Source organism: Kitasatospora sp. NPDC040550 (genome assembly GCF_055594965.1).
Genome location: NZ_JBVIWC010000001.1, coordinates 527,653 through 546,701, shown reverse-complemented (window position 1 = coordinate 546,701; position 19,049 = coordinate 527,653). Strand labels below are relative to the sequence as shown.

Below are 19,049 nucleotides of genomic sequence, written 5' to 3'. Positions count from 1 at the left end.
TTCGGCGGCTCCACGCGTCGGCGCTTCGGCGTAGCGGGTTTCCGCGTCGGTAGGGTCGTCTGATGGTGCGACTGATCGATGACAGTGAGCTCACCGCCTCCTCCGTGGTGGCGAACAGCACGATGAACCGCGGGCGCGGGCTCCGCGGCGTCAACAGCTACACCCGCGAGCTGGGCTTCGACCCCGCCGCCTGGCTCCGGGAGCACGGCGGCGCCGCGCCCGGCTGGCTGGACCTGTGCAGCGGGGAGGGCCGGGCGCTGGCCGAGGCGGCCGGGGCGCTGCCCGTCGGCGCCGAGCTGACCGGGGTGGACCTGGTCGGACCGCTGGTCCCGCCGCCCGTCGTGACGACCGGGGCACGGCTGCGCCTGGTGACGGCGGCGCTCGCCGACTGGGCGCCCGAGCGGTCGTACCAGCTGATCACCTGTGTGCACGGTCTGCACTACCTCGGCGATCAGCTCGGCGCGATCGCCCGGGCCTCCTCCTGGCTGGCCCCGGACGGCCGCTTCGCCGCCCACTTCGACCCGGAGTCGGTACGCCGCCCCGACGGCTCCGGTGCGGGCCGGGCGGTGCTGGCCGCGCTGCGGGCGGCCGGGTTCGAGTACCGCTCGCGCCGTCACCTGCTGCTCCTGGACGGCGGACGGCCGGTCGCGCTGCCGTTCGCGTACGCGGGTGCCGACCCGTCGGCGGGGCCGAACTGGACCGGGCAGCCGGCGGTCGGGTCGTACTACCACCGGGCGGTCGTGCCCCCGGGGCGCGCGGAGTCATAGTTGAACGTTGAACGCAACGTCCGAATACCGCCGGAGACGTCAAGGGATCCGGAACAGGATCGACTCACACACCGAGCGCGGAACGCCGGCCGGCACACGGCCGGGACGCGATCGGAACACGGTGCACAAGGAGATCCGAGGACATGACGATGAACGGTGCGGCGGCGCTCGACGGCAAGGTGGCCCTGGTGACCGGCGGCAGCCGGGGGATCGGGGCCGCGGTCGCGCTGCGGCTGGCCGAGGACGGCGCCCACGTGGCGCTGACCTACCAGGGCTCGGCCGAGCGGGCCGAGGAGGTGGTCGCCAAGATCACCGCGATGGGGCGGACGGGCTGGGCCGTGCGCGCCGACAGCTCCGACCCGGCCGCGGTGGAGGCGGCCGTGGCGGCGGTCGTCGAGCGGTTCGGGCGGCTGGACGTACTGGTCAACAACGCGGGCGTCGGGGCCGGCGGGCCGATCGAGGCGAGCACGGTCGAGGAGGTCGACCGGGTGCTGGCGGTGAACGTCCGAGCGCCGTACCTGTACGCCCGGGCGGCCGTCCCGCACCTGACCGAGGGCGGGCGGATCGTCGGCATCGGCAGTTGCATCGCCCAGCGCGTGGCCTTCCCCGGCGCCGCGCTCTACGCGACCAGCAAGACCGCGCTGATCGGCCTGACCAAGGCGCTGGCCAGGGAGCTCGGCCCGCGCGGGATCACCGTCAACCTGGTCCACCCGGGCCCGATCGACACCGACATGAACCCGGCCGACGGCGAGTCCGCCGACTTCCAGCGCGGCTTCGTCGCCTTCGGCCGCTACGGCACGGTGGCGGAGGTCGCGGGCGCCGTCTCCTACCTGGCGGGCGAGGACGGCCGCTACGTCACCGGCGCGGAACTGTCGGTGGACGGTGGTTTCGCCGCCTGACCTCCCGTTCGGTGCCGCCTGACCTCCCGTTCGGCGGGGGTGGCGGTGTCGTGCCGGGCGGTCGTCGGCGACCGCGCTTACGATCGCCCGGCACGACCCGTGCGCCCCCGACCGAGAGGTGAGCCATGACCGCGGCGGACGACCCGGCCGACCCGGTGGACCCGATCGAGCTGCTCGCCCGGGCCCTCGCCCAGACCGCCGGGCTGATCGACGGCACCGGCGTCGAACTGGCCGGCCACCCGACCCCCTGCCGCTCCTGGGACGTCGGCGACCTGATCAGCCACCTCCTGCACGACCTGCGGCAGTTCACCCTCCGGGCCGAAGGCGGGCAGCCGGACTGGAGCCGTCCCTTCGACCGGGTCGAGGAGGACTGGCTGCACGCCTTCGAGGCCGGGGCCGAGCGGCTGGTCGAGGCCTGGCGCGCCGCCGGGAACCTCACCGGCACGGTCGAGCTCCCCGGCGGCGCCACCCTCCCGGCCCGCTTCCCGGTCGACCAGCAGACCACCGAACTCGCTGTCCACGCCTGGGACCTGGCCCGCGCCACCGGCCAGTCCACCGAGGGCCTGGACCACGAGGTCGCACAGGCGGCACTCGACTGGGCGCACGGTGCGCTCAAACCCGAGTACCGCGGCGACGAGGCGGACCACCACGCCTTCGCCCCCGAAGTCCCCTCCCCACCGGACGCCCCGGCGTACGACCGGCTCGCCGCCTTCTTCGGCCGCGACCCCGCGGCGGGCACCGGCGCCTAGGGTCCACCGCGGCGGCCTGCCGGCAGTGGGTCAGGGGGTCAGTGGGCCTGGCCGGTGGTGGCGGCGCGTTTGATGGCCTCGCGGATGCGGGGGTAGCTGCCGCAGCGGCAGATGTTCTGGATCTGGTCGATGTCGGCGTCCGTCGGGTTGGGGGTGCGGCGCAGCAGGGCGACGGCGGTCATGATCTGGCCGGGCTGGCAGAAGCCGCACTGGGCGACGTCGCAGTCGATCCACGCCTCCTGGACGGGGTGGAGGGTGTCGCCGTCGGCCAGGCCCTCGATGGTGGTGACGGTGCGGCCCTCGCAGTCCTTGACCGAGCGGGTGCAGGGCTGGAACTCCTGGCCGTCCAGGTGGCTGGTGCAGGCGCGGCAGACGCCCACGCCGCAGCCGTACTTGGGGCCGGTGACGCCGAGCTTGTCGCGCAGGACCCAGAGCAGCGGCATGTCGTCTGGGGCGTCGACGCTGACGGGCTGCCCGTTGAGGACGAAGGTGTGGGTGGGCATGGGGAGTCGAGGTCCTCAGAAGTTGATCGGGAATGAGCGGGGGCTGGTGCCGGTGGCGCGGGCGTAGGCGTTGGCGACGGCGGCGGAGGCGGCGGGGACGCCCAACTCGCCCGCCCCGCCCGGGGATCCGCTGGGCGGCATCAGGTGGATCTCGACCGTCGGCGGGGCGTTGCGCTGCCGGGCGTAGTGGAAGTCGGCGTAACTGCCTTCCCGGAAGGCGCCGTTGTCGAGGTGGTTGCCGGCCTGGAGGATGACCGAGATGCCGTCCATCAGTGCGCCGGTCAACTGGGCTTCCAGGCCGCGGGGGTTGATGACCTGGCCGACGTCGGCGGCGATGACGGCCTTGGTGACCCGGGGGTTGGCGCGGTCGGTGGCGTCGAGTTCGACCAGGTAGGCGGCCCGGCCGCCGTTCTCGTCGTGGTAGCCGACGCCCTGGGCCTGGCCGTCGGGCATCGGGCGGCCCCAGGAGCCGGCCTTGGCGACGGTGTCCAGCAGGGCCCGGCCGGCGGCGTCGCGCACCCGGGCACGGCGGAAGGCGACCTCGTCCTGGCCCATCCGGCGGGCGAGTTCGTCCATCATGATCTCGTCGGCGACCCGGACCATGCCGGAGTAGACGGAGCGCCAGCTGCCGGTGTGCAGCGGCAGCGGGAGTTCGGCCAGCAGCTGGGTGGGGATGCCGACGTTGTACGGGTTCTTCTCGGTGAGCAGGAAGAAGGCCTGGGCGAGGCTGATCCCGGCGACGGAGAGGTTGAACCCGGCGCCGGTGAGGGCCTCGCCGAGGCCGTGTGAGAGGTCGGTGCGCACGGTGGCGGCGCGGTGTTCCCAGGTGAGCACCTGGCCGAGGCCGTAGGTGGCGCGGATGCGGTGGTGGCTGGCGGGGCGCATCCGGCCGTGCCGCATGTCGTCGTTGCGGGTCCACATCAGTTTGACCGGGCGGCCGGCGGCCTTGGAGATCTGGGCGGCCTCCAGGGCGGCGTCGAAGAACAGCCGGCGGCCGAAGGAGCCGCCGCCGCGGACGACGTGGACGGTGACGGCGCTCTGCGGCAGGCCGAGTTCGGCGGCGATGGTCTGCTGGGCGATGATCGGGCTCTGGGCGGCGAACCAGAGTTCGGCGCGGCCGGGCCGGACGTCGGCGACGGCGGTGAGCACCTCCATCGGGGCGTGGTTGACGAAGGCGAAGTCGAACTCGCCGTCCAGGTACGGGGTGAGCAGCGGCGGCAGCAGGAACGGCGCGTGCGCGGCGCGCAGCCGGGCCCGGACGTCGTCGGTGGAGAGGTCGGCGGCCGGGCCGGGGTTCCAGGTGGTGCGCAGCGCGTCGCGGGCCTTGAGGGCCTGGTCGAAGGTCTCGGCGAGGACGGCGACGCCGGTGGGGATCTGCACCACGGCGAGGACCCCGGGCATGGCGCGGGCGACCGAGGCGTCGAGGGACTTGAGGGTGCCGTTGACGGTGGTCGGGCGGGCGACCACGGTGGGCGCGGCGCCCGGGATCTGGAGGTCCCCGGCGTACTGGGCGCGGCCGGTGACGATGTCGCGGGCGTCGATGCGGCCGGTGGGCCGGCCGACCAGGCGGCGCTGGTCGGCCGGCTTGGGGGTGGCGGGGACGGCGGGTACGGCCACGGTGGCGGCGTCGGCGGCGAGTTCGGCGAAGCGCAGGCGCCGGCCGTCGGGGGCGAGGACCGCGGAGCCGGCGGTGCGCAGGGTGGTCGCGGGAACGTTCCAGCGGTTCGCGGCGGCGGTGACCAGCCGGGCGCGGGCGGCGGCGGCCGCGGCGCGCACCGGGTCGTACAGCGAGCGCACCGAGTTGGAGCCGCCGGTGAGCTGGTTGAAGAGCAGTTCGGGGCGGCCGTCGGAGAGCGGCACGTCCACGTCGGTGAGGTCGGCGTCGAGTTCCTCGGCGACCAGCATGGCGATCGCGGTGGTGAGGCCCTGGCCGACCTCCAGTCGGGGCAGGTACAGCGCGGCACGCCCGGCGGGGGTGATTTCGAGCACCAGCAGGTGGGAGGTCGGCAGGCCGGCGAGGATCATCGCGTCGCCGAGGTCGAGGACGTCGGGGATGCCGGGCAGGCCGAGCAGTTGCGGGGGCGCGGAGGCGTCGCGGGTGGCCGCGGCGGTGCGTTCGGCGGCCCGGGCGGCGGCGGGCGCGGCGGCGTCGAGGCCGAGCCGGGCGGCGACGGTGAGGGTGGGGGCGGCCAGCAGGTAGGTGAGGAAGCGGCGGCGGCCGGTGGGCCCACCGGGCTCGGCGTGGTCCCCGGGCTCGGCGTGGTCCCCGGGCTCGGCGGGCTCGACGGGCCGTACGGGGTCCGCGGGGCCGGTGGGGTCCTCGCGGTCGGCGACGCCCGAGGGGGCGATGGAGGTACTGATGGGAGGGGCCCTTCGAGCCGGAGACGGCGCCGGATCGGGCGGGCACGGACGGCCCCGGCCCCGGTGCCGGATCGCGGACGCCGTTGAGCATAGGAGGGCGTTACTGACGGGTCAACACGGTCAATCTTGGCCCTCCGGCCGGGTGGTGGAGGTGTCCGGTCCGCTTCGGCCGGGGGAGTCGGAGCGGGTACGGAGGGGGCTTCGGCCGGGCGGGCCGGGCGCCGGCGGGCCGCACGAGGTGCTGCCGGACGATCAACGGGGCGCTGTCGTACGGGAGTTCACGGCTCGTCCGACGGTGCGGCGGGGCCCCGGAAGTGGACCGGGAAAATTCAAGATCAATGGACCTGTCGGCCGGTCCACTTCTTCCCTAGGCTGGACCCCGTCCCACCGCGGAGCGTCCCGGGCGGTAGCGAACGTCCGGCCCGCGCGCCGCCCGTCCGCCGGGTCGACCGCCTGCGCGGTCGCCCGACCGGCCAACCGACCGGCCGCCCGATCGGCCGCCCGATCGACCGCCCGCCTGGATCCGACAGGAGAGAAGTGCCGAACCAGAGCGCCGCCCGGCTCGCCCTGCTGCCCCCCGCCGGCCCCCAACGCACGCTCGCCGCAGCCCAGTTGGCGAGCGCGGTGGGCGACGGCGCCTACTACACCTGCTCCGCGCTCTACTTCACCCGGGTCATCGGGATGTCGCCGACCGCCCTCGGCTTCGGCCTCGCCGTCGCCTGGGCGCTCGGCTCGCTGGCGGGCGTACCGCTCGGCGCCCTCGCCGACCGCCGCGGCCCGCGCCGCACCGCCGTGGCCCTCGCACTCGCCACGGCCGGTGCGGTCGCCGTCCTCCTGGTGGTCCGCTCCTACCCGCTGTTCCTGCTCGCCGTCTGCCTCTACGCCACCGCGCAGTCCGGCCTCACCGCCGCCCGGCAGGCCCTGGTCGCGGGCCTGGTGCCGACCGCCGAACGCACCGGACTGCTCGCCCACCTCCAGTCAACCCTCAACGGGGGACTGGCCGTTGGCGCCGCCATCGGCGGCATCGCGCTCACCGTCGGCACCCGCGGGGCCTACTTCGGCGCCTTCACCGTCACCGCCCTCGGCTTCCTGGCCGGTGCGCTGGTGCTGCGCCGGCTGCCCGAGGCCCCGCCCGCACCGGCCGACCCGGCCGCCGGACCACGACTGGCCGTACTGCGGGACCGCCGCTACGCCGCCGTCACCCTGGTCAACACCGTGCTGCTGCTGCGGATGCCGATGCTCAGCCTGATCCTGCCGCTGTGGATCGCCCAGCGCGCCCCCGGCCTCGGCTGGCTCGGCTCGGCGCTGTTCGTGCTCAACACCCTGGCCGTGCTGGCCTTCCAGGTCCGGGCGGCCCGCGACGTCAGCGGACTGGACTCGGCCGTCCGGGCCGTGCGCTCCTCCGGGGTGCTGCTGCTCGCCTCCTGCGCGGTCTGCGGACTGTCCGTGCTGTCCGTGCCGGTGTGGGCGTTCGCCGCCCTGCTGGTGGTCGCGGCCGTGCTGCAGGTGGTGGGCGAGATGCGGCAGTCGGCCGGCTCCTGGCAGCTCGGCTTCGACCTCGCACCGCCGGAGCGGATCGGCCAGTACCAGGGCTTCTTCGGCACCGGCGTCGCCGTCGCCCGCACCCTGGGGCCGCTGCTGCTCACCGCGCTGCTGCTGGACGGCGGGCTCGCGGGCTGGCTGGTGCTGGGCGGGGTGTTCCTCGCCGCCGGGTACGCGATGGGCCCGGTGGCCCGCTGGGCGGCGCGCGACCGCGCCTACCTGCCCCCGGCCCCCGCGCCGTCCTCCTCGGCCGTCGGGGCCACCGCCGCCGAGGCGCCGTAGAGATCGTCGTCGCCGCCGTACGGCGCCGCGGGCCCCGCCCCGGGGGCCCGTCGCTCGGAGCGGTCGGCGAACAGGTCGTCCGACGCGTCCTCCAGCAGTCCGTCCGGCGCTTCCTCCACCAGGCCGTCCGACCGGACCGGCCGGCCGTCCCGCCGCTCGTTCCCGGCCATCGCACGCTCCAACCGCCGCTGCCGCTGTTCCGGATACGGCCGAGCCTACTCCGCGGGCCCGCCGCGCAGCGCCCCGCGCGGGGCCCCGGAAACCGCTGGCCCCCGCCCGCCGACCGCTGGCATGCTGGCCGCGTGGACAGACCCCAGATCTGGCTCGACTTCGCCCCCGAGCTGCACCTCTTCGTCTCCGCCCCCCGGCGGGCCGGCCGCACCGCGCTGCGCACCGACGGCACCTCCAGCCTCGGCCACCTGGTCGAGTCCCTGGGCGTGCCGCTCACCGAGGTCGGCGCCCTGCTGGTGGACGGCCGCCCGGTGCCCGGCTCGTACGTCCCGGCCGACGCCGAGCAGGTCAGCATCGCCGCCGTCGCCCGGCCGCAGCCCTCGCCCGCCCCGCCGCGCTTCCTGCTGGACGTCCACCTCGGGACCCTCACCCGCCGGCTGCGCCTGCTCGGCATCGACGCCGCGTACGAGAACCCCGACATCGGCGATGCCGCGCTGGCCGCCCGCTCCGCCGCCGAACAGCGCGTCATGCTCTCGCGCGACCGAGGCCTGCTGCGCCGCCGCGAACTGTGGGCCGGCGCGTACGTCTACAGCCACCGCCCCGCCGAGCAACTGCGCGACGTGCTCTCCCGCTTCGCTCCGCCGCTCGCTCCCTGGAGCCGGTGCACCACCTGCAACGGCACGCTGCGCACGGTGAGCAAGACCACGGTGCGCGAACAGCTGCACGACGGCACCGAGCGTTCGTACGACGCCTTCGCCCAGTGCGCGGACTGCGGCCAGGCCTATTGGCGCGGCGCCCACCACGCCCGGCTGGAGGCCATCGTCGCCGACGCGGTGCGCGAGTTCGGGGAAGTCCCGGGGTAGCGGAGCCCGGTTCCCCCGGGGTTCTCCCGGGGTCGGACACGGACCGCTGCGAATGGTGGCCCGTCCGGCGGGCATGGTCTGGTCGGCGGCGGGGGACGAGCCCGGGAACTCCTTCTCACGCGAGAGGCCGGGTCGTCGGATGACCGATCAGCCAGTGCACCACCCCGCACCGCACCACTGCTCCTCACCTGAGCACCACCCCTTCGAGAGCGCCGACCCCGGCACCGCCCCGGTGGTGATCGCGCCCGACGGCGCCGTGGTCCGCCCGCTGCTGGTCCTGGACGGGCTCGGCAGCCTCGCGGTCTTCGAACTCGCCCCGGGGCAGGTTACCCACGCCGTCTCGCACGCCACCGTGCAGGAGCTGTGGCAGGTCACCGCCGGCCGCGGCGAGCTGTGGCGGCGCCAGGACGGCCGGGAGGAGGTCCACCGGCTCGCCCCGGGGAAGGCCGTCTCGATCCCGCTGGGCACCGCCTTCCAGTTCCGGGCCGATCAGGACGCCGACGGGCCGCTGCGCATCACCGCCGTCACCATGCCGCCCTGGCCGGACACGGACACCGAGGCGCGCCCCGAGGAAGGCCCCTGGAAGGCGACCGCCCGATGAGCCGGGGGAGGACGGCCGCACCGTGGCTGCCGCCGGCCCCGACTTCTCAACTCCCTTTCGTGCGAAGGAAGTTGCTCTGATCAGCCAGTCCGCAGGGGTCGGCCGGTTCGCAGGGATCAGCCGGTCCGCAGGCCGAGGGTCCAGATGTGCGAGCTGTAGCTGCCCATCCGGGTCGGGTGGCGCTCGACCAGGGTCGCGGTCAGGCCCTCGGGGCTGCGGTTCAGCGAACCGGTGAAGCGGTGCCGGTCGACGGGGTCGAGCGGGAGCAGTTCGGCCAGCACCGCGTCGTCCAGCTCCCGCCCGACGGCGCGCAGCACTCCCGCGTCCAGCACCAGCAGGGTGCCGTCGGGCAGCACCAGCGGCTCGGGGGCCAGTGCGTCGCCCAGCAGGGGGCCGGGCTCGACCACCCCGCCGGGCAGCAGTCGCACCACCCGGCTGCCGGTGGGGTGGCGGCGGTCGGTCTCCACCACCCGCAGGCCGGTGCCGGCTGTGCCGACCACGTAGTGGCCGTAGCTGCGCCAGGAGTCGACCACGGCGCCGTCCCGGTCGTGGGCCCTGGTGTCGAAGGTGCCGTAGCCCTCCAGGCCCAGGACGAAGCGCCCGTCGCCGAGCGCCGCACCGCGCTCCCCGCGCAGCTCGGCGACCAGCGTGCCGTCGGCGAGGTCCAGCAGCAGGGCCGGGCCGAGGTGGCCCCAGGCGGTGTAGTCGAAGGAGTCGGTGGTGACCAGCACCCGGTCGGCGGAGAGGTGCGCCGCGTTCGGCCGGCCCGGGCAGGGGCGGCGCCAGCGGACCTCGCCGGTGGGGTCGACCCAGCTGAGCTCGCCGTCCCCGCCGTGCACCGCCCAGCCGTCGCGCCGCGCCAGCGGCCCCGCCGGGCGCCCCTGCGGACGACCGCCGGGCTCGCGACGGTGGTTCATGACCGTGACCTGCCAGCTCCCCATGGTGCGGATGCTATCGGCTGGGCCCGAACGACGGGTGTCGTTTCGGTAGCTGCTCACGGCGTCCTGACAGCGGACAATCTCCCCAGGACCAGTGGAGGAGGCGAGAGTGGAACCCGTGGAGCAGGCGGAGTTCGAGGTGATGGTCGAGATCCCGCAGGGGTCGCGCAACAAGTACGTGATGGACTTCGACGCGGGCCGGATCCGGCTGGACCGCACCCTCTTCACCGCCACCCGCTACCCCGCCGACTACGGATACGTCGAACGCACCCTCGGCGGCGACGGGGAACCGCTGGACGCGCTCGTCCTCGGCGGCGAACCCCTCGTCCCCGGCTGTGTGCTCACCTGCCGGGCGGTCGGGATGTGGGTGATGCGCGACGAGCGCGGCCCCGACCAGAAGGTCCTCTGCGTCCCGGCCCGCGACCCCCGGTACGCCGACCTGCGGGACATCGGCGACCTGCGCGAGTTCGACCTGCTGGAGATCACCCACTTCTTCCAGGTCTACAAGGACCTGGAGCGCGGCAAGTCGGTCGAGGGCTCGCACTGGGCGGGCCGGGACGCCGCCTACGCCGAGATCGCCGACTCGCGCGCCCGGGCGGCCGGCACCCGCTTCGCCCGCCCGGCCTGAGCCCGGGCGAACGAAGCGGGCCCGGGCGTACCGGCCCGGGCGGGCGCAGCGGGCCCGGGCCCAGCGGTGCATCGACTCAGAGCCGCGCGCTGCTCAGGATCGCGCGCACCTGGGCGGCGATGGCGGCCTCGTTCCGTTCGAACTCCGGTGAGGTGACGCGGTCCTGCCGGTCCGGCAGGCCGGTGAGGACCGGGGTGTGGAGGTGGCCGCCGGGCAGCCCGGGGTCGAGGTCGAGGCGCAGGCGGTTGGAGCGGTAGGCGACCTCGTTGGAGAGGTAGCCCCCGCCGCCCCCGGCGACGGCGCGGGAGCCCGGGGTCGGGCCGTCGGGGCGGTCGACCGGGTCGGTGGCGCCCGCGGGGATCTCGGTGACGGGGGTGTTGAGCAGCACGGGGTAGGGCTGCTGGACGGCCGTCATGGCGTCGGTGGGCAGGGTGGCGCGGATGAACTGCGGGCCGTCGCCGAGGCCCGGGGCGTCCACCGGGCGCCGGCGGGTGCCGCCGGAGAGTGCGGCGACGTTGTCGGTGGCCGGGTCGGCGGAGCGGGCGCGGCCGGCCCAGGCCTCCAGGGTGAACGTGCCCGGGTAGCCCTGGCTGATGCTGGTGATCAGGTCGGCGGACTGCGGGCCGCCGGGCTCCAGGTGGGGGCCGAAGGCGCGTTCCACGATGCCCTGGTCGAAGTCGCGGTAGCGCACCGGCAGGACGACGGCCCGCACCTCGGCGGTGCTGCCGTCGGCGAGGGTGATCCGCTGCCCGTCCAGTTGCAGGACGGCCGCGCCGGAGGGGTTGGCGCGGCGTGTTTCGGTGTCCAGGCCGTACGGGTCGAAGCCGCTGAGGAAGATCCGTCGGAGGCCGGGGTCGGGTTCGTCGGCGAACCCGTCGTCGAGGCCGCGCGAGGCGTCCTCGAAGCGGGCCCGCAGCTCGGCCTGGTCGACCTCGAACCGGGGCCGCCACTGAGCGAGTTGGACGGTCATGGCGAGTCGCGCCCAGTACAGCGGGCGGTCGTCGAGGGCGGGCAGTTCGCCGCCGGGGCGGCGGCCCTGGGCGCGGTCGAGGCCGGCCTGCCAGAGCTTGCGGCCCCAGGTGTCCACGACCCGCTGGGCGTGGTGGGCGGTGCGGGCGGAGCAGAGGGCGGCGGGGAAGTCGTGGAGCAGGTCGGCGAGGCCGGAGCGTTCGGTGAAGGCGGTGGTCCGGGCGTCCTGCAGTCGGGCCTGTTCGGCGTCCGGCGGGGCGGTGGTGACGGTCCGGCAGCCGGCCGGTGCGGCCTGGGCCCCGGCGGCGGGGGCGAGCAGCGCGGCGAGGGTGCCGGCGAGCGCGGCCATCACGGCGGCGGTGCGGCGGGCGGCGCGGCCGGTGGTGGCGCGGGTGGCGGAGCCGGCGGCGCGGCGGATACTTGTCATGGCCACTGACACTAGGTGGCGGGCTGACACCCCGCCAGGGTGCCTGCGCCGTACCCGTAGGCTGAGCGGGTGACACCCCTCGATCCGACCGTGAAGTCCCTGATCAGCGACCCCTACGGCGCCTACGCCGCGCTGCGCGGCGAGGCGCCCGTGCACCGGGTCACCGGCCCGGACGGGCTGCCCGTCTGGCTGGTCACCCGCTACCCGGACGTCCGCCGGGCGCTGGCCGACCCGCGCCTGGCCCTCGACCGGTCGCACGCCGCCCCCGGCAACTACCGGGGCTTCGCGCTGCCGCCCGCGCTGGACGCGAACCTGCTCAACATGGACCCGCCGGACCACACCCGGATCCGCCGCCTGGTCGGGCAGGCCTTCACCCCGCGCCGGATCGCCGCCCTGCACGCCCCGGTCGAGCGCGTCGCCGAGCAGCTCCTCGACGCCGTCGAGGCGGCCGCTGGGCCGTCCGGCCGGTTCGACCTGCTCGCGGCCTACGCCGCCCCGCTGCCGATCACCGTCATCTGCGACCTGCTCGGTGTCCCCGAGGACGACCGGCAGGACTTCCGCGCCTGGACCGACACCCTGATCACCCCGGACCCGGACCACCCCGAGCAGGCCCGCGCCGCCGTCAAGGCGATGCTCGGCTTCTTCACCGGCCTGATCGAGCGCAAGCGCACCGCCCCGGCCGACGACCTGCTCTCCGACCTGATCGCCGTCCGCGACGAGGACGCGCAGGGTGGACCGGGTGCGGACGCCCCGGGTGCGGACGCCCATGGCGCGGACGGTCAGGGCGCGGACGGTCAGGACCGCCTGAGCGAGGACGAACTGACCTCGCTGGCCTTCCTGATCCTCTTCGCCGGCTACGAGAACACCGTCCACCTGATCGCCAACGCCGTCCTCGCCCTGCTCACCCACCCCGAGCAGTTCGCCGCCCTGCGCGCCGAGCCGGAGCTGATCGCGGGCGCCGTCGAGGAGTTCGCCCGCTTCGACGGCCCGACCCCGCTGGCCATCCGCCGCTTCCCGCGCGAGGACGTCACCATCGGCGGGGTCACGATCCCCGCCGGGGAGACGGTGCTGCTCGCGCTGGCCTCCGCCAACCGCGATCCCGAGCAGTTCGCCGACCCCGACCGGCTCGACCTGCGCCGCCGCGAGAACGGCCACCTCGCGCTCGGCCACGGCATCCACTACTGCCTGGGCGCCCCGCTGGCCCGGCTGGAGACGGCGCTCGCGATCACCGCCCTGCTGCGCCGCTTCCCCGATCTCGCCCTGGACGCCCCGGCCGAGGAGCTGCGCCACCGTCCCGCGCTGCGGGCCCGCGGCCTGCTGGAACTCCCCGTCCGCATCCGGCCGGAGGGGCGGGAACCGGCGTGAGCTCTACAGCGTTGTCGTGGTCGAACAGCGTGATTCGGACGGTGGTGGAGGAAACCCCATGAGTGTGGCCCTGACGAAGGGTGGCAACGTCTCCCTGAACCGGCAGGCGCCCGGCGTGCGGTCCGTCCGGGTGTGCCTCGGGTGGACGGTTGGAGCCGGGTACGACCTGGACGCCAGCGCGCTGCTGTGCGGCCCGTCCGGGAAGGTCCTCACGGACCAGCACTTCGTCTTCTTCAACAACCTGCAGAGCCCGGACGGCGCCGTTCGCCACCTGGGCCCGGGCGGGGGCGGCGAGGACGCGGAGCGGATCGAGGTCCGGCTCGGGGACGTCTCGGCGGAGGTCGAGAAGGTCGTCTTCGCGGTGGCGATCTACGACGCGGCGCAGCGGCGGCAGAGCTTCGGTCAGGTCCGTCGTGCGTACGTGCGGGTGGTCGACGCGGACGGCGGCACCGAGGTGGCCCGGTACGACGTGACGCCCGAGACGGGCAGCGAGACGGCCATGGTGTTCGGCGAGCTCTACCGCAACGGCGCGGACTGGAAGTTCCGCGCGGTCGGGCAGGGCTACGCCTCGGGGCTCGCGGGCATCGCGACCGACTTCGGGGTGGACGTCCTCCAGCCCGCGCCGGCGGCCCCGGCCCCGGCCCCGGCCCCGGCCCCCGTTCCCGCGCCCGTGCCGGCCGCGCCCGTGGCACCGCCGGTCGTCCCCGCCGTTCCGAAGACCCAGCCAGCTACAGGGAGTTCACCCGTGACGTGTTTCTTCGACCCCACCCACGGCGCCGGTTCGGCCGTGGTGCTGTGGCAGCCGCAGTGGGGTGTGCCGCGCCAGGTCGAGACCTGCGCGGCCTGCGCCCAGCGGGTGCAGACCACCGTCCCGCCGTTCTACACCCCGCCGCTGGCCGGCTACCCGCAGGCCGGGTACCCGCAGCAGGCGCAGCCGCAGGTGCCCGCCCAGCAGCAGGAGCAGGGCGGCCGCCGCTTCGGCACCGGCGCGATGATCGGCGCGGGTGCGGCCGGCCTGGTCGGCGGCATGCTGCTGAACGAGGCACTGAGCGACGACGAGCCGCAGGTGGTCGTCAACAACTACTACGAGGACGACGACTCCTTCTTCTAAGCCGTTTCCCTCCGAGCCGTTTCCCTCCGAGCCGTCTCCCGCTCGACCGTCAGCGGCGACGCCCCCTCGCTCAGCCGGTGCGGTGCAGGTCGCACTGCTGCTGGATGGCCGAGGGGGCGTCGCTGCTGACGATGGCGACCTTCGGCACCGGTCCGGTGGTGGGGGCGTCCTCGGTGGTGCAGACGAGCTGCTGGATGGCGGGGGCGGACAGCGAGGCGGCGGGCCAGGAGAGCCGCAGGGTGACCACGCCCGGGGTGGCGGTGGCCTGGACCCGGCCGTCCTTGGGGAGACCGCTGTACAGCCCGGTGCGCTGTTCCGTCCGGTCCGGACCGGCCAGCAGGGTGTCCAGGGTCTGCTGGAGGTCCTCGCGCTGGGTGGCCGGGCGGATGGCGGGCCGGATGCCGTGCTGGTCGAGGAAGTACAGCCGGGTGCCGGGCTGGATGCCGGTGGCCGGCTGGCCGCTGCGGACCGAGCCGGTGGTGGAGATCGAGCAGCCGCCGGTCAGCAGCAGGACGGCGGCCAGCGGGACGAGTCGGCGGACGGTCACCACTGCTCCTCCCCGTCCAGCCCGCGGGGCAGGACGAGGGTGAACACCGCTCCGCCGTCCGGCACGTTGGCGGCCTCGATCAGGCCGCCGTGCAGCCGGGCGTTCTCCTGGGCGATGGCCAGGCCCAGGCCGCTGCCCTCGGACCGGGCCCGGGACTTGTCGGCCTTGTAGAACCGGTCGAACAGGTGCGGGAGTTCGGCGGGCGGGATGCCCGGACCGTGGTCGGTGACGGTGAGCACCAGTTCCTCCTCGTTGCCCCGCAGGGCGAGCCGCACCGGCGGGCGGCCGTGTCGCAGGGCGTTGCCGACCAGGTTGGCGACGACGACGTCGAAGCGGCGCGGGTCGAGTCGGACGGGCAGGGCGGCGGGCAGGTCGAGGTCGACCAGTTCGCCCCAGCCGCGCAGGTCGAGGGTCTCGCGCACGGCGACGGCGGCGTCGACGGTCTCGGTGCGCAGCGGGGCGGCCCCGGCGTCCAGCCGGGAGATCTCGATCAGGTCGTTGACCAGTCTGGTCAGCCGTACGGTCTCGTTGCTGATCATGCGCAGCGCGGTGGCGGTGTCGGCGGGGAGCTGTTCGGCGTCCTCGTCGAGGATGTCGGTGACGGCGAGCATCGCGGCCAGCGGGGTGCGCAGTTCGTGCGAGACGTCGGCGGCGAAGCGTCGGCCCTGGGACTCGACGGCGCGCAGTTCCTCGATGGTGCCCTGGAGGGTGCGGGCGGTGTGGTTGAAGGTCTTCGAGAGCTGGGCGAGTTCGTCGTGCCCGGTGACGGTCAGCCGGGTGTCCAGCCTGCCCTGGGCGAGGGCCCGGGCGGCGTCGCCGAGCGCCCGGACCGGCCGCAGCACCTGGCGGGCGGCCAGCAGGGCGAGTCCGGCGGCCAGCACGGCGGCGAACGCCCCGGCCCCGGCGGCGCCGGCGAGCAGAGCGGAGGCGGCGCTCTGCTCGCGGTCGAGGGGGAGCAGGGCGTAGACGGTGAGCCCGGACGCCCCGGCGGGCCCGCCCTTCGCGTAGCTGACGGGGACGCCGACGGCGAGCCAGGGGTGGCCGTCGGCGGCGAAGCGCTGGAACGCGGCGTGGCCGGTGTCGACGGTGTGCTGGAGGGCCGACGGGACGGCCACGGGCTGGGTCCACTCCGAGTGCTCGGTGCCGTAGGAGGCCAGCACCCGCCAGTCGCGGAAGCCGCCGGTGCCCGACAACTGGACGGCCAGGCGGTCGAGTTCGCCCTGGGTGGGCGGGAAGGGCAGGGCCGGGGCGAGCACGTCGACGCGGCGGCGCAGCTCGTCCAGGGCGGTGTCCTTGGTCAGGTCGAGGGTGGAGGTGGTGGCGGCCCGGTAGGTGAGGGTGGCGGTGGCCAGCGCGCTCAGGGCGGCGACGGCGACGAAGGCGACCAGCAGGCGCGGCCGCAGCCCGGCGACGGCGCGGCGCAGCCGGACCAGCCGCGGCGGGTGCGGGCCCGGGCGCGGGGGCGGGTCGTCGGACGGTCGGGGAGCGGGGGCCGGTGCGGGGTCCGGGGTGGCGGCGGCGGTCACTGCGGCCCGGAGCGGTGGCCGCCGCCGAGGCCGCGGCGCGGGCCGGGGCGCGGGCCGAGCGCCGGGGCCTCGGGTGCGGAGTCGTCGTGCTCGATCAGGGGTAGCCGTGCCATGGGAGTCAGTATCGGGGGTTGACCTGGGGGAATGCGCCACCGGGGTGGTTCGGGGGCGGGTTCTTGCCAAAAACTCATACATCGCTCACAGGCTGCGCGGGCGCCGGTCAGTCGATGACCACCGCCATCTGCCCGTAGGTGGCGTAGCCGTTGGCGAAGTCGTCCTCGGAGACGGTCGTCCGGCCCCGGGCGGGGTCGTTGAGCGACACCGTGCCGCCGCTGAACCCGGTGACCACGACGGTGTGTTCGGCGGGCCCCGCGTACAGGACGTTCCGTCCGTCGTAGGCCGTGTAGGTGGTGCTCCGGAGGTGCCGCCAGAGGTAGTCCACCCAGACGATCGCCGGGTGGCCGGCGGCCAGCTGGTCCTTGAGCTGCTGAACGGAGACGCCCGAGCCGTCCTGGCGCACGGTGAGCCCGTACGAGCGGGCGGCCTCGGCGACGGGCGGGGAGTAGACGCCGAAGCCGGTGCCGCCCGTCTCGGAGCCGTCCGGGTCGCCGACGAAGGCCACGTAGGGGTCGCCGGACAGCGGGCCGGAGTGGCCGAACTCGGGGTGGTCCCGGTCGACGCCGACCCTGTCGAGGATCTGCTGGTCGTCGGACCGCACGCCCCGCGCGGCCAGGACCATGCGCAGTGCGGCCGCCTCGCAGTCGTTGCCGAGCTGCTGGTCGTAGTAGGGGACGGACACCCCCACGGGGGCGGCCGACGCGGGGCCGGCGCCCGCCGCCAGGGTTGCGGTGGTCAGGACGGCGAGGCAGGCGGCCCGTGCGCGTGAGGTGATCGTCATGGCCATGACGCTACGAAGGGTGGTCGCGCTCCGCAGCCGGTGGGCGGCGATCAGGTGACGGACCGTAGGCGTCGGGGCTCCCGGCGGCGCGCCTCAGTCGGCGGCCCGCCGGTACGCCCCCGCCCGGGCGGCGGCCTCGGCGGCTGCCGCGGCGCGGTCGGCGGCGGCCTCGTCCAGCGGCTCGGCGGTGGTGAGCATCCGGTAGTAGAGCGGCGCCGAGACGGCCCGGATCACCTCGAACGGGTCGGTGTCGGGCGGGAGTTCGCCGCGCTCGACGGCCTCGGTGACGCACGGCGCCCACTCCTCGACCCGGCGCCGGTAGAAGTGCCGCAGTGCCTCCGCCGTGCCCGGGTCGCCGTTGGCGGCGACCAGGACGGCGCGGAACAGCGCGCCCTGTCGGGGGTCGGCCAGGGTGCGCCGGACCAGCCGGGCGTTGGCCCGCAGGTCCTCGGTGAGCGAGCCGCTGCGGGTGCGCGGCAGGGACTGCTCGGCCATGTCGGCGAGCAGGTCGGCGACCAGGGCGGTGGTGCTGCCCCAGCGCCGGTAGACGGTGGTGCGGCCGACCTCGGCGCGCTGGGCGAGGTCGCCGAGGTCGAGGCCGGCGAAGCCGTGCTCGACCAGGGCGTCCTTGGCGGCCCGCAGGACGGCGGTGCGGACCCGGGCGGTGCGGCCGCCGGGGCGGACGGTGCCGGGGGTGGCGGGATCGGCGGGCTCGTCGACCATTAACGGGATTCCTGTTCCATTAGCTGGGTGGAGTCTGCTAGCTTCGAGACATCCTAACGGAACGGGAGTCCCATTAGTGGCTCCGAGGGGAGAACCGTCATGACAACCACCACGACCCCCACCGGCATGGAGTACCGCCGTCTCGGCGCCTCCGGCCTCAAGGTCCCCGCCCTCAGCCTCGGCACCGGCACCTTCGGCGGCCGCGGCCCGCTGTTCGGCGCCTGGGGCAGCACCGACGTCCAGCAGGCCCGCCGCCTGCTCGACATCGCCGTCGACGCCGGGGTCACCCTCTTCGACACCGCCGACGTCTACTCCGACGGCGCCGCCGAGGAGGTGCTCGGCCAGGCCCTGCGCGGCCGCCGCGACCGGGTGCTGATCTCCACCAAGGCCGGGCTGCCGCTCGGCGACGGCCCCCAGGACGCCGGCACCTCCCGGGCCCGGCTGGTCCGCTCCGTCGAGGCCGCGCTGCGCCGCCTCGACACCGACCACCTCGACCTCTTCCACCTGCACGCCTACGACGCCGCCACCCCGATCGAGGAGGTGCTGGCCACCCTGGAGGACCTGGTCCGCGCGGGCAAGATCCGCTACACCGGCGTCTCCAACTTCTCCGGCTGGCAGCTGATGAAGTCCCTCGACCTGGCCGAGCGCCACGGCCGCCCCCGCTACGCCGCCCACCAGGTCTACTACTCCCTGGTCGGCCGCGACTACGAGTGGGAGCTGATGCCGCTCGCCGAACAGGAGGGCGTCGGCGCCCTGGTCTGGAGCCCGCTCGGCTGGGGCCGCCTCACCGGCCGGATCCGCCGCGGCGAGCCGCTCCCGGCCGGGAGCCGGCTGCACGACACCGCCGACTACGGCCCGCCGGTCGAGGAGGAGCTGCTGTTCCGGGTGGTCGACGCCCTGGACGAGGTCGCCGCCGAGACCGGTCGCAGCGTCCCCCAGGTGGCGATCAACTGGCTGCTGCGCCGCCCGACCGTCTCCTCCGTCATCATCGGCGCCCGCAACGAGGAGCAGCTGCGGCAGAACCTCGGCGCCGTGGGCTGGTCGCTGACCCCGGAGCAGGTCGCCCGCCTGGACGCCGCCAGCGCCCGCACCGCGCCCTACCCGTACTTCCCGTACCGCCGGCAGGAGGCCTTCGCCCGCCTCAACCCGCCGCTCGCGGGCTGACCCCGGTGGGGGCGT

Annotated in this window: 19 protein-coding genes; 10 read left to right on the top strand and 9 right to left on the bottom strand. The window is 75.2% G+C overall.

The annotated features are described in order from the left end of the window. Positions 1-62: 62 nt before the first annotated feature. The 3 genes from ACZ58X_RS02465 to ACZ58X_RS02455 all read left to right on the top strand — a co-directional run bounded on the left by ACZ58X_RS02465 (position 63) and on the right by ACZ58X_RS02455 (position 2,415). Positions 63-767 carry a class I SAM-dependent methyltransferase gene (locus ACZ58X_RS02465; RefSeq protein WP_470331800.1) on the top strand — a complete coding sequence of 235 codons (705 nt, stop codon included), beginning with the start codon at positions 63-65 and terminating at the stop codon, positions 765-767. A gap of 143 nt (positions 768-910) precedes the next feature. Next, on the top strand, positions 911-1,666 hold the full coding sequence (locus ACZ58X_RS02460) for a 3-oxoacyl-ACP reductase family protein (RefSeq protein WP_470331799.1): 756 nt from the start codon (positions 911-913) through the stop codon (positions 1,664-1,666). 125 nt (positions 1,667-1,791) lie between these two features. Further along, positions 1,792-2,415: a TIGR03086 family metal-binding protein gene (locus ACZ58X_RS02455; RefSeq protein WP_470331798.1), complete on the top strand. Its 624-nt coding sequence runs from the start codon at positions 1,792-1,794 to the stop codon at positions 2,413-2,415. Between the two features lie 38 nt (positions 2,416-2,453). On the opposite strand, the gene ACZ58X_RS02450 is transcribed toward ACZ58X_RS02455, so the two are convergent. Together ACZ58X_RS02450 and ACZ58X_RS02445 are read right to left on the bottom strand one after the other, a co-directional pair. Next, positions 2,454-2,918 carry a (2Fe-2S)-binding protein gene (locus ACZ58X_RS02450; protein WP_470331797.1) on the bottom strand — a complete coding sequence of 155 codons (465 nt, stop codon included), beginning with the start codon at positions 2,916-2,918 and terminating at the stop codon, positions 2,454-2,456. 15 nt (positions 2,919-2,933) lie between these two features. Further along, on the bottom strand, positions 2,934-4,943 hold the full coding sequence (locus tag ACZ58X_RS02445) for a xanthine dehydrogenase family protein molybdopterin-binding subunit (RefSeq protein WP_470331796.1): 2,010 nt from the start codon (positions 4,941-4,943) through the stop codon (positions 2,934-2,936). 873 nt (positions 4,944-5,816) lie between these two features. Here ACZ58X_RS02445 and ACZ58X_RS02440 point away from each other — a divergent pair. Then, the gene (locus ACZ58X_RS02440) at positions 5,817-7,103 is read left to right on the top strand and encodes an MFS transporter (RefSeq protein WP_470331795.1); all 1,287 of its coding nucleotides are present in this window, start codon (positions 5,817-5,819) and stop codon (positions 7,101-7,103) included. Here ACZ58X_RS02440 and ACZ58X_RS02435 read toward each other — a convergent pair. Further along, entirely contained in the window at positions 7,037-7,273 is a 237-nt protein-coding gene (locus ACZ58X_RS02435) for a hypothetical protein (protein ID WP_470331794.1), read from the bottom strand. The two genes, ACZ58X_RS02440 and ACZ58X_RS02435, sit on opposite strands and share 67 nt — an antisense overlap. A gap of 132 nt (positions 7,274-7,405) precedes the next feature. Between ACZ58X_RS02435 and ACZ58X_RS02430 the strand changes: the two genes are divergently transcribed. Next, positions 7,406-8,137: a Mut7-C RNAse domain-containing protein gene (locus ACZ58X_RS02430; protein ID WP_470331793.1), complete on the top strand. Its 732-nt coding sequence runs from the start codon at positions 7,406-7,408 to the stop codon at positions 8,135-8,137. A 139-nt stretch (positions 8,138-8,276) separates the two neighbouring features. After that, the gene (locus ACZ58X_RS02425) at positions 8,277-8,738 is read left to right on the top strand and encodes a cupin domain-containing protein (protein ID WP_470331792.1); all 462 of its coding nucleotides are present in this window, start codon (positions 8,277-8,279) and stop codon (positions 8,736-8,738) included. Positions 8,739-8,854: 116 nt separating this feature from the next. Here ACZ58X_RS02425 and ACZ58X_RS02420 read toward each other — a convergent pair whose 3' ends face one another. After that, positions 8,855-9,679: a hypothetical protein gene (locus ACZ58X_RS02420; RefSeq protein WP_470331791.1), complete on the bottom strand. Its 825-nt coding sequence runs from the start codon at positions 9,677-9,679 to the stop codon at positions 8,855-8,857. Positions 9,680-9,818: 139 nt separating this feature from the next. Here ACZ58X_RS02420 and ACZ58X_RS02415 point away from each other — a divergent pair, with 139 nt between their 5' ends. Next, positions 9,819-10,304, top strand: coding sequence for an inorganic diphosphatase (locus ACZ58X_RS02415; protein WP_470331882.1), 486 nt, complete (start codon positions 9,819-9,821; stop codon positions 10,302-10,304). A 76-nt stretch (positions 10,305-10,380) separates the two neighbouring features. Here ACZ58X_RS02415 and ACZ58X_RS02410 read toward each other — a convergent pair whose 3' ends face one another. Beyond that, positions 10,381-11,700 carry a pyroglutamyl-peptidase I gene (locus ACZ58X_RS02410; protein ID WP_470331790.1) on the bottom strand — a complete coding sequence of 440 codons (1,320 nt, stop codon included), beginning with the start codon at positions 11,698-11,700 and terminating at the stop codon, positions 10,381-10,383. A gap of 69 nt (positions 11,701-11,769) precedes the next feature. On the opposite strand from ACZ58X_RS02410, the gene ACZ58X_RS02405 reads away from it, so the two are divergent. Together ACZ58X_RS02405 and ACZ58X_RS02400 are read left to right on the top strand one after the other, a co-directional pair. Continuing rightward, a complete protein-coding gene (locus ACZ58X_RS02405) occupies positions 11,770-13,065 on the top strand; it encodes a cytochrome P450 family protein (RefSeq protein WP_470331789.1) in 1,296 nt (431 codons plus the stop codon). Between the two features lie 58 nt (positions 13,066-13,123). Beyond that, positions 13,124-14,176, top strand: a complete 1,053-nt coding sequence (locus ACZ58X_RS02400; RefSeq protein WP_470331788.1) for a TerD family protein — start codon at positions 13,124-13,126, stop codon at positions 14,174-14,176. Between the two features lie 70 nt (positions 14,177-14,246). Here the strand turns inward: ACZ58X_RS02400 and ACZ58X_RS02395 are convergent, their stop codons facing one another. The 4 genes from ACZ58X_RS02395 to ACZ58X_RS02380 all read right to left on the bottom strand — a co-directional run bounded on the left by ACZ58X_RS02395 (position 14,247) and on the right by ACZ58X_RS02380 (position 17,870). Then, positions 14,247-14,723, bottom strand: a complete 477-nt coding sequence (locus ACZ58X_RS02395; RefSeq protein WP_470331787.1) for a GerMN domain-containing protein — start codon at positions 14,721-14,723, stop codon at positions 14,247-14,249. Beyond that, positions 14,720-16,249 (bottom strand): ATP-binding protein, encoded by a 1,530-nt coding sequence (locus ACZ58X_RS02390; protein ID WP_470331786.1) that lies wholly within the window; start codon positions 16,247-16,249, stop codon positions 14,720-14,722. Before ACZ58X_RS02390 ends, ACZ58X_RS02395 begins: the two co-directional genes overlap by 4 nt. 220 nt (positions 16,250-16,469) lie before the next feature. Then, positions 16,470-17,147: a C39 family peptidase gene (locus ACZ58X_RS02385; RefSeq protein WP_470331785.1), complete on the bottom strand. Its 678-nt coding sequence runs from the start codon at positions 17,145-17,147 to the stop codon at positions 16,470-16,472. 93 nt (positions 17,148-17,240) lie between these two features. Beyond that, entirely contained in the window at positions 17,241-17,870 is a 630-nt protein-coding gene (locus ACZ58X_RS02380; RefSeq protein ID WP_470331784.1) for a TetR/AcrR family transcriptional regulator, read from the bottom strand. 126 nt (positions 17,871-17,996) lie between these two features. Here ACZ58X_RS02380 and ACZ58X_RS02375 point away from each other — a divergent pair, with 126 nt between their 5' ends. Beyond that, positions 17,997-19,034 (top strand): aldo/keto reductase, encoded by a 1,038-nt coding sequence (locus ACZ58X_RS02375; protein ID WP_470331881.1) that lies wholly within the window; start codon positions 17,997-17,999, stop codon positions 19,032-19,034. Positions 19,035-19,049: the final 15 nt, after the last annotated feature.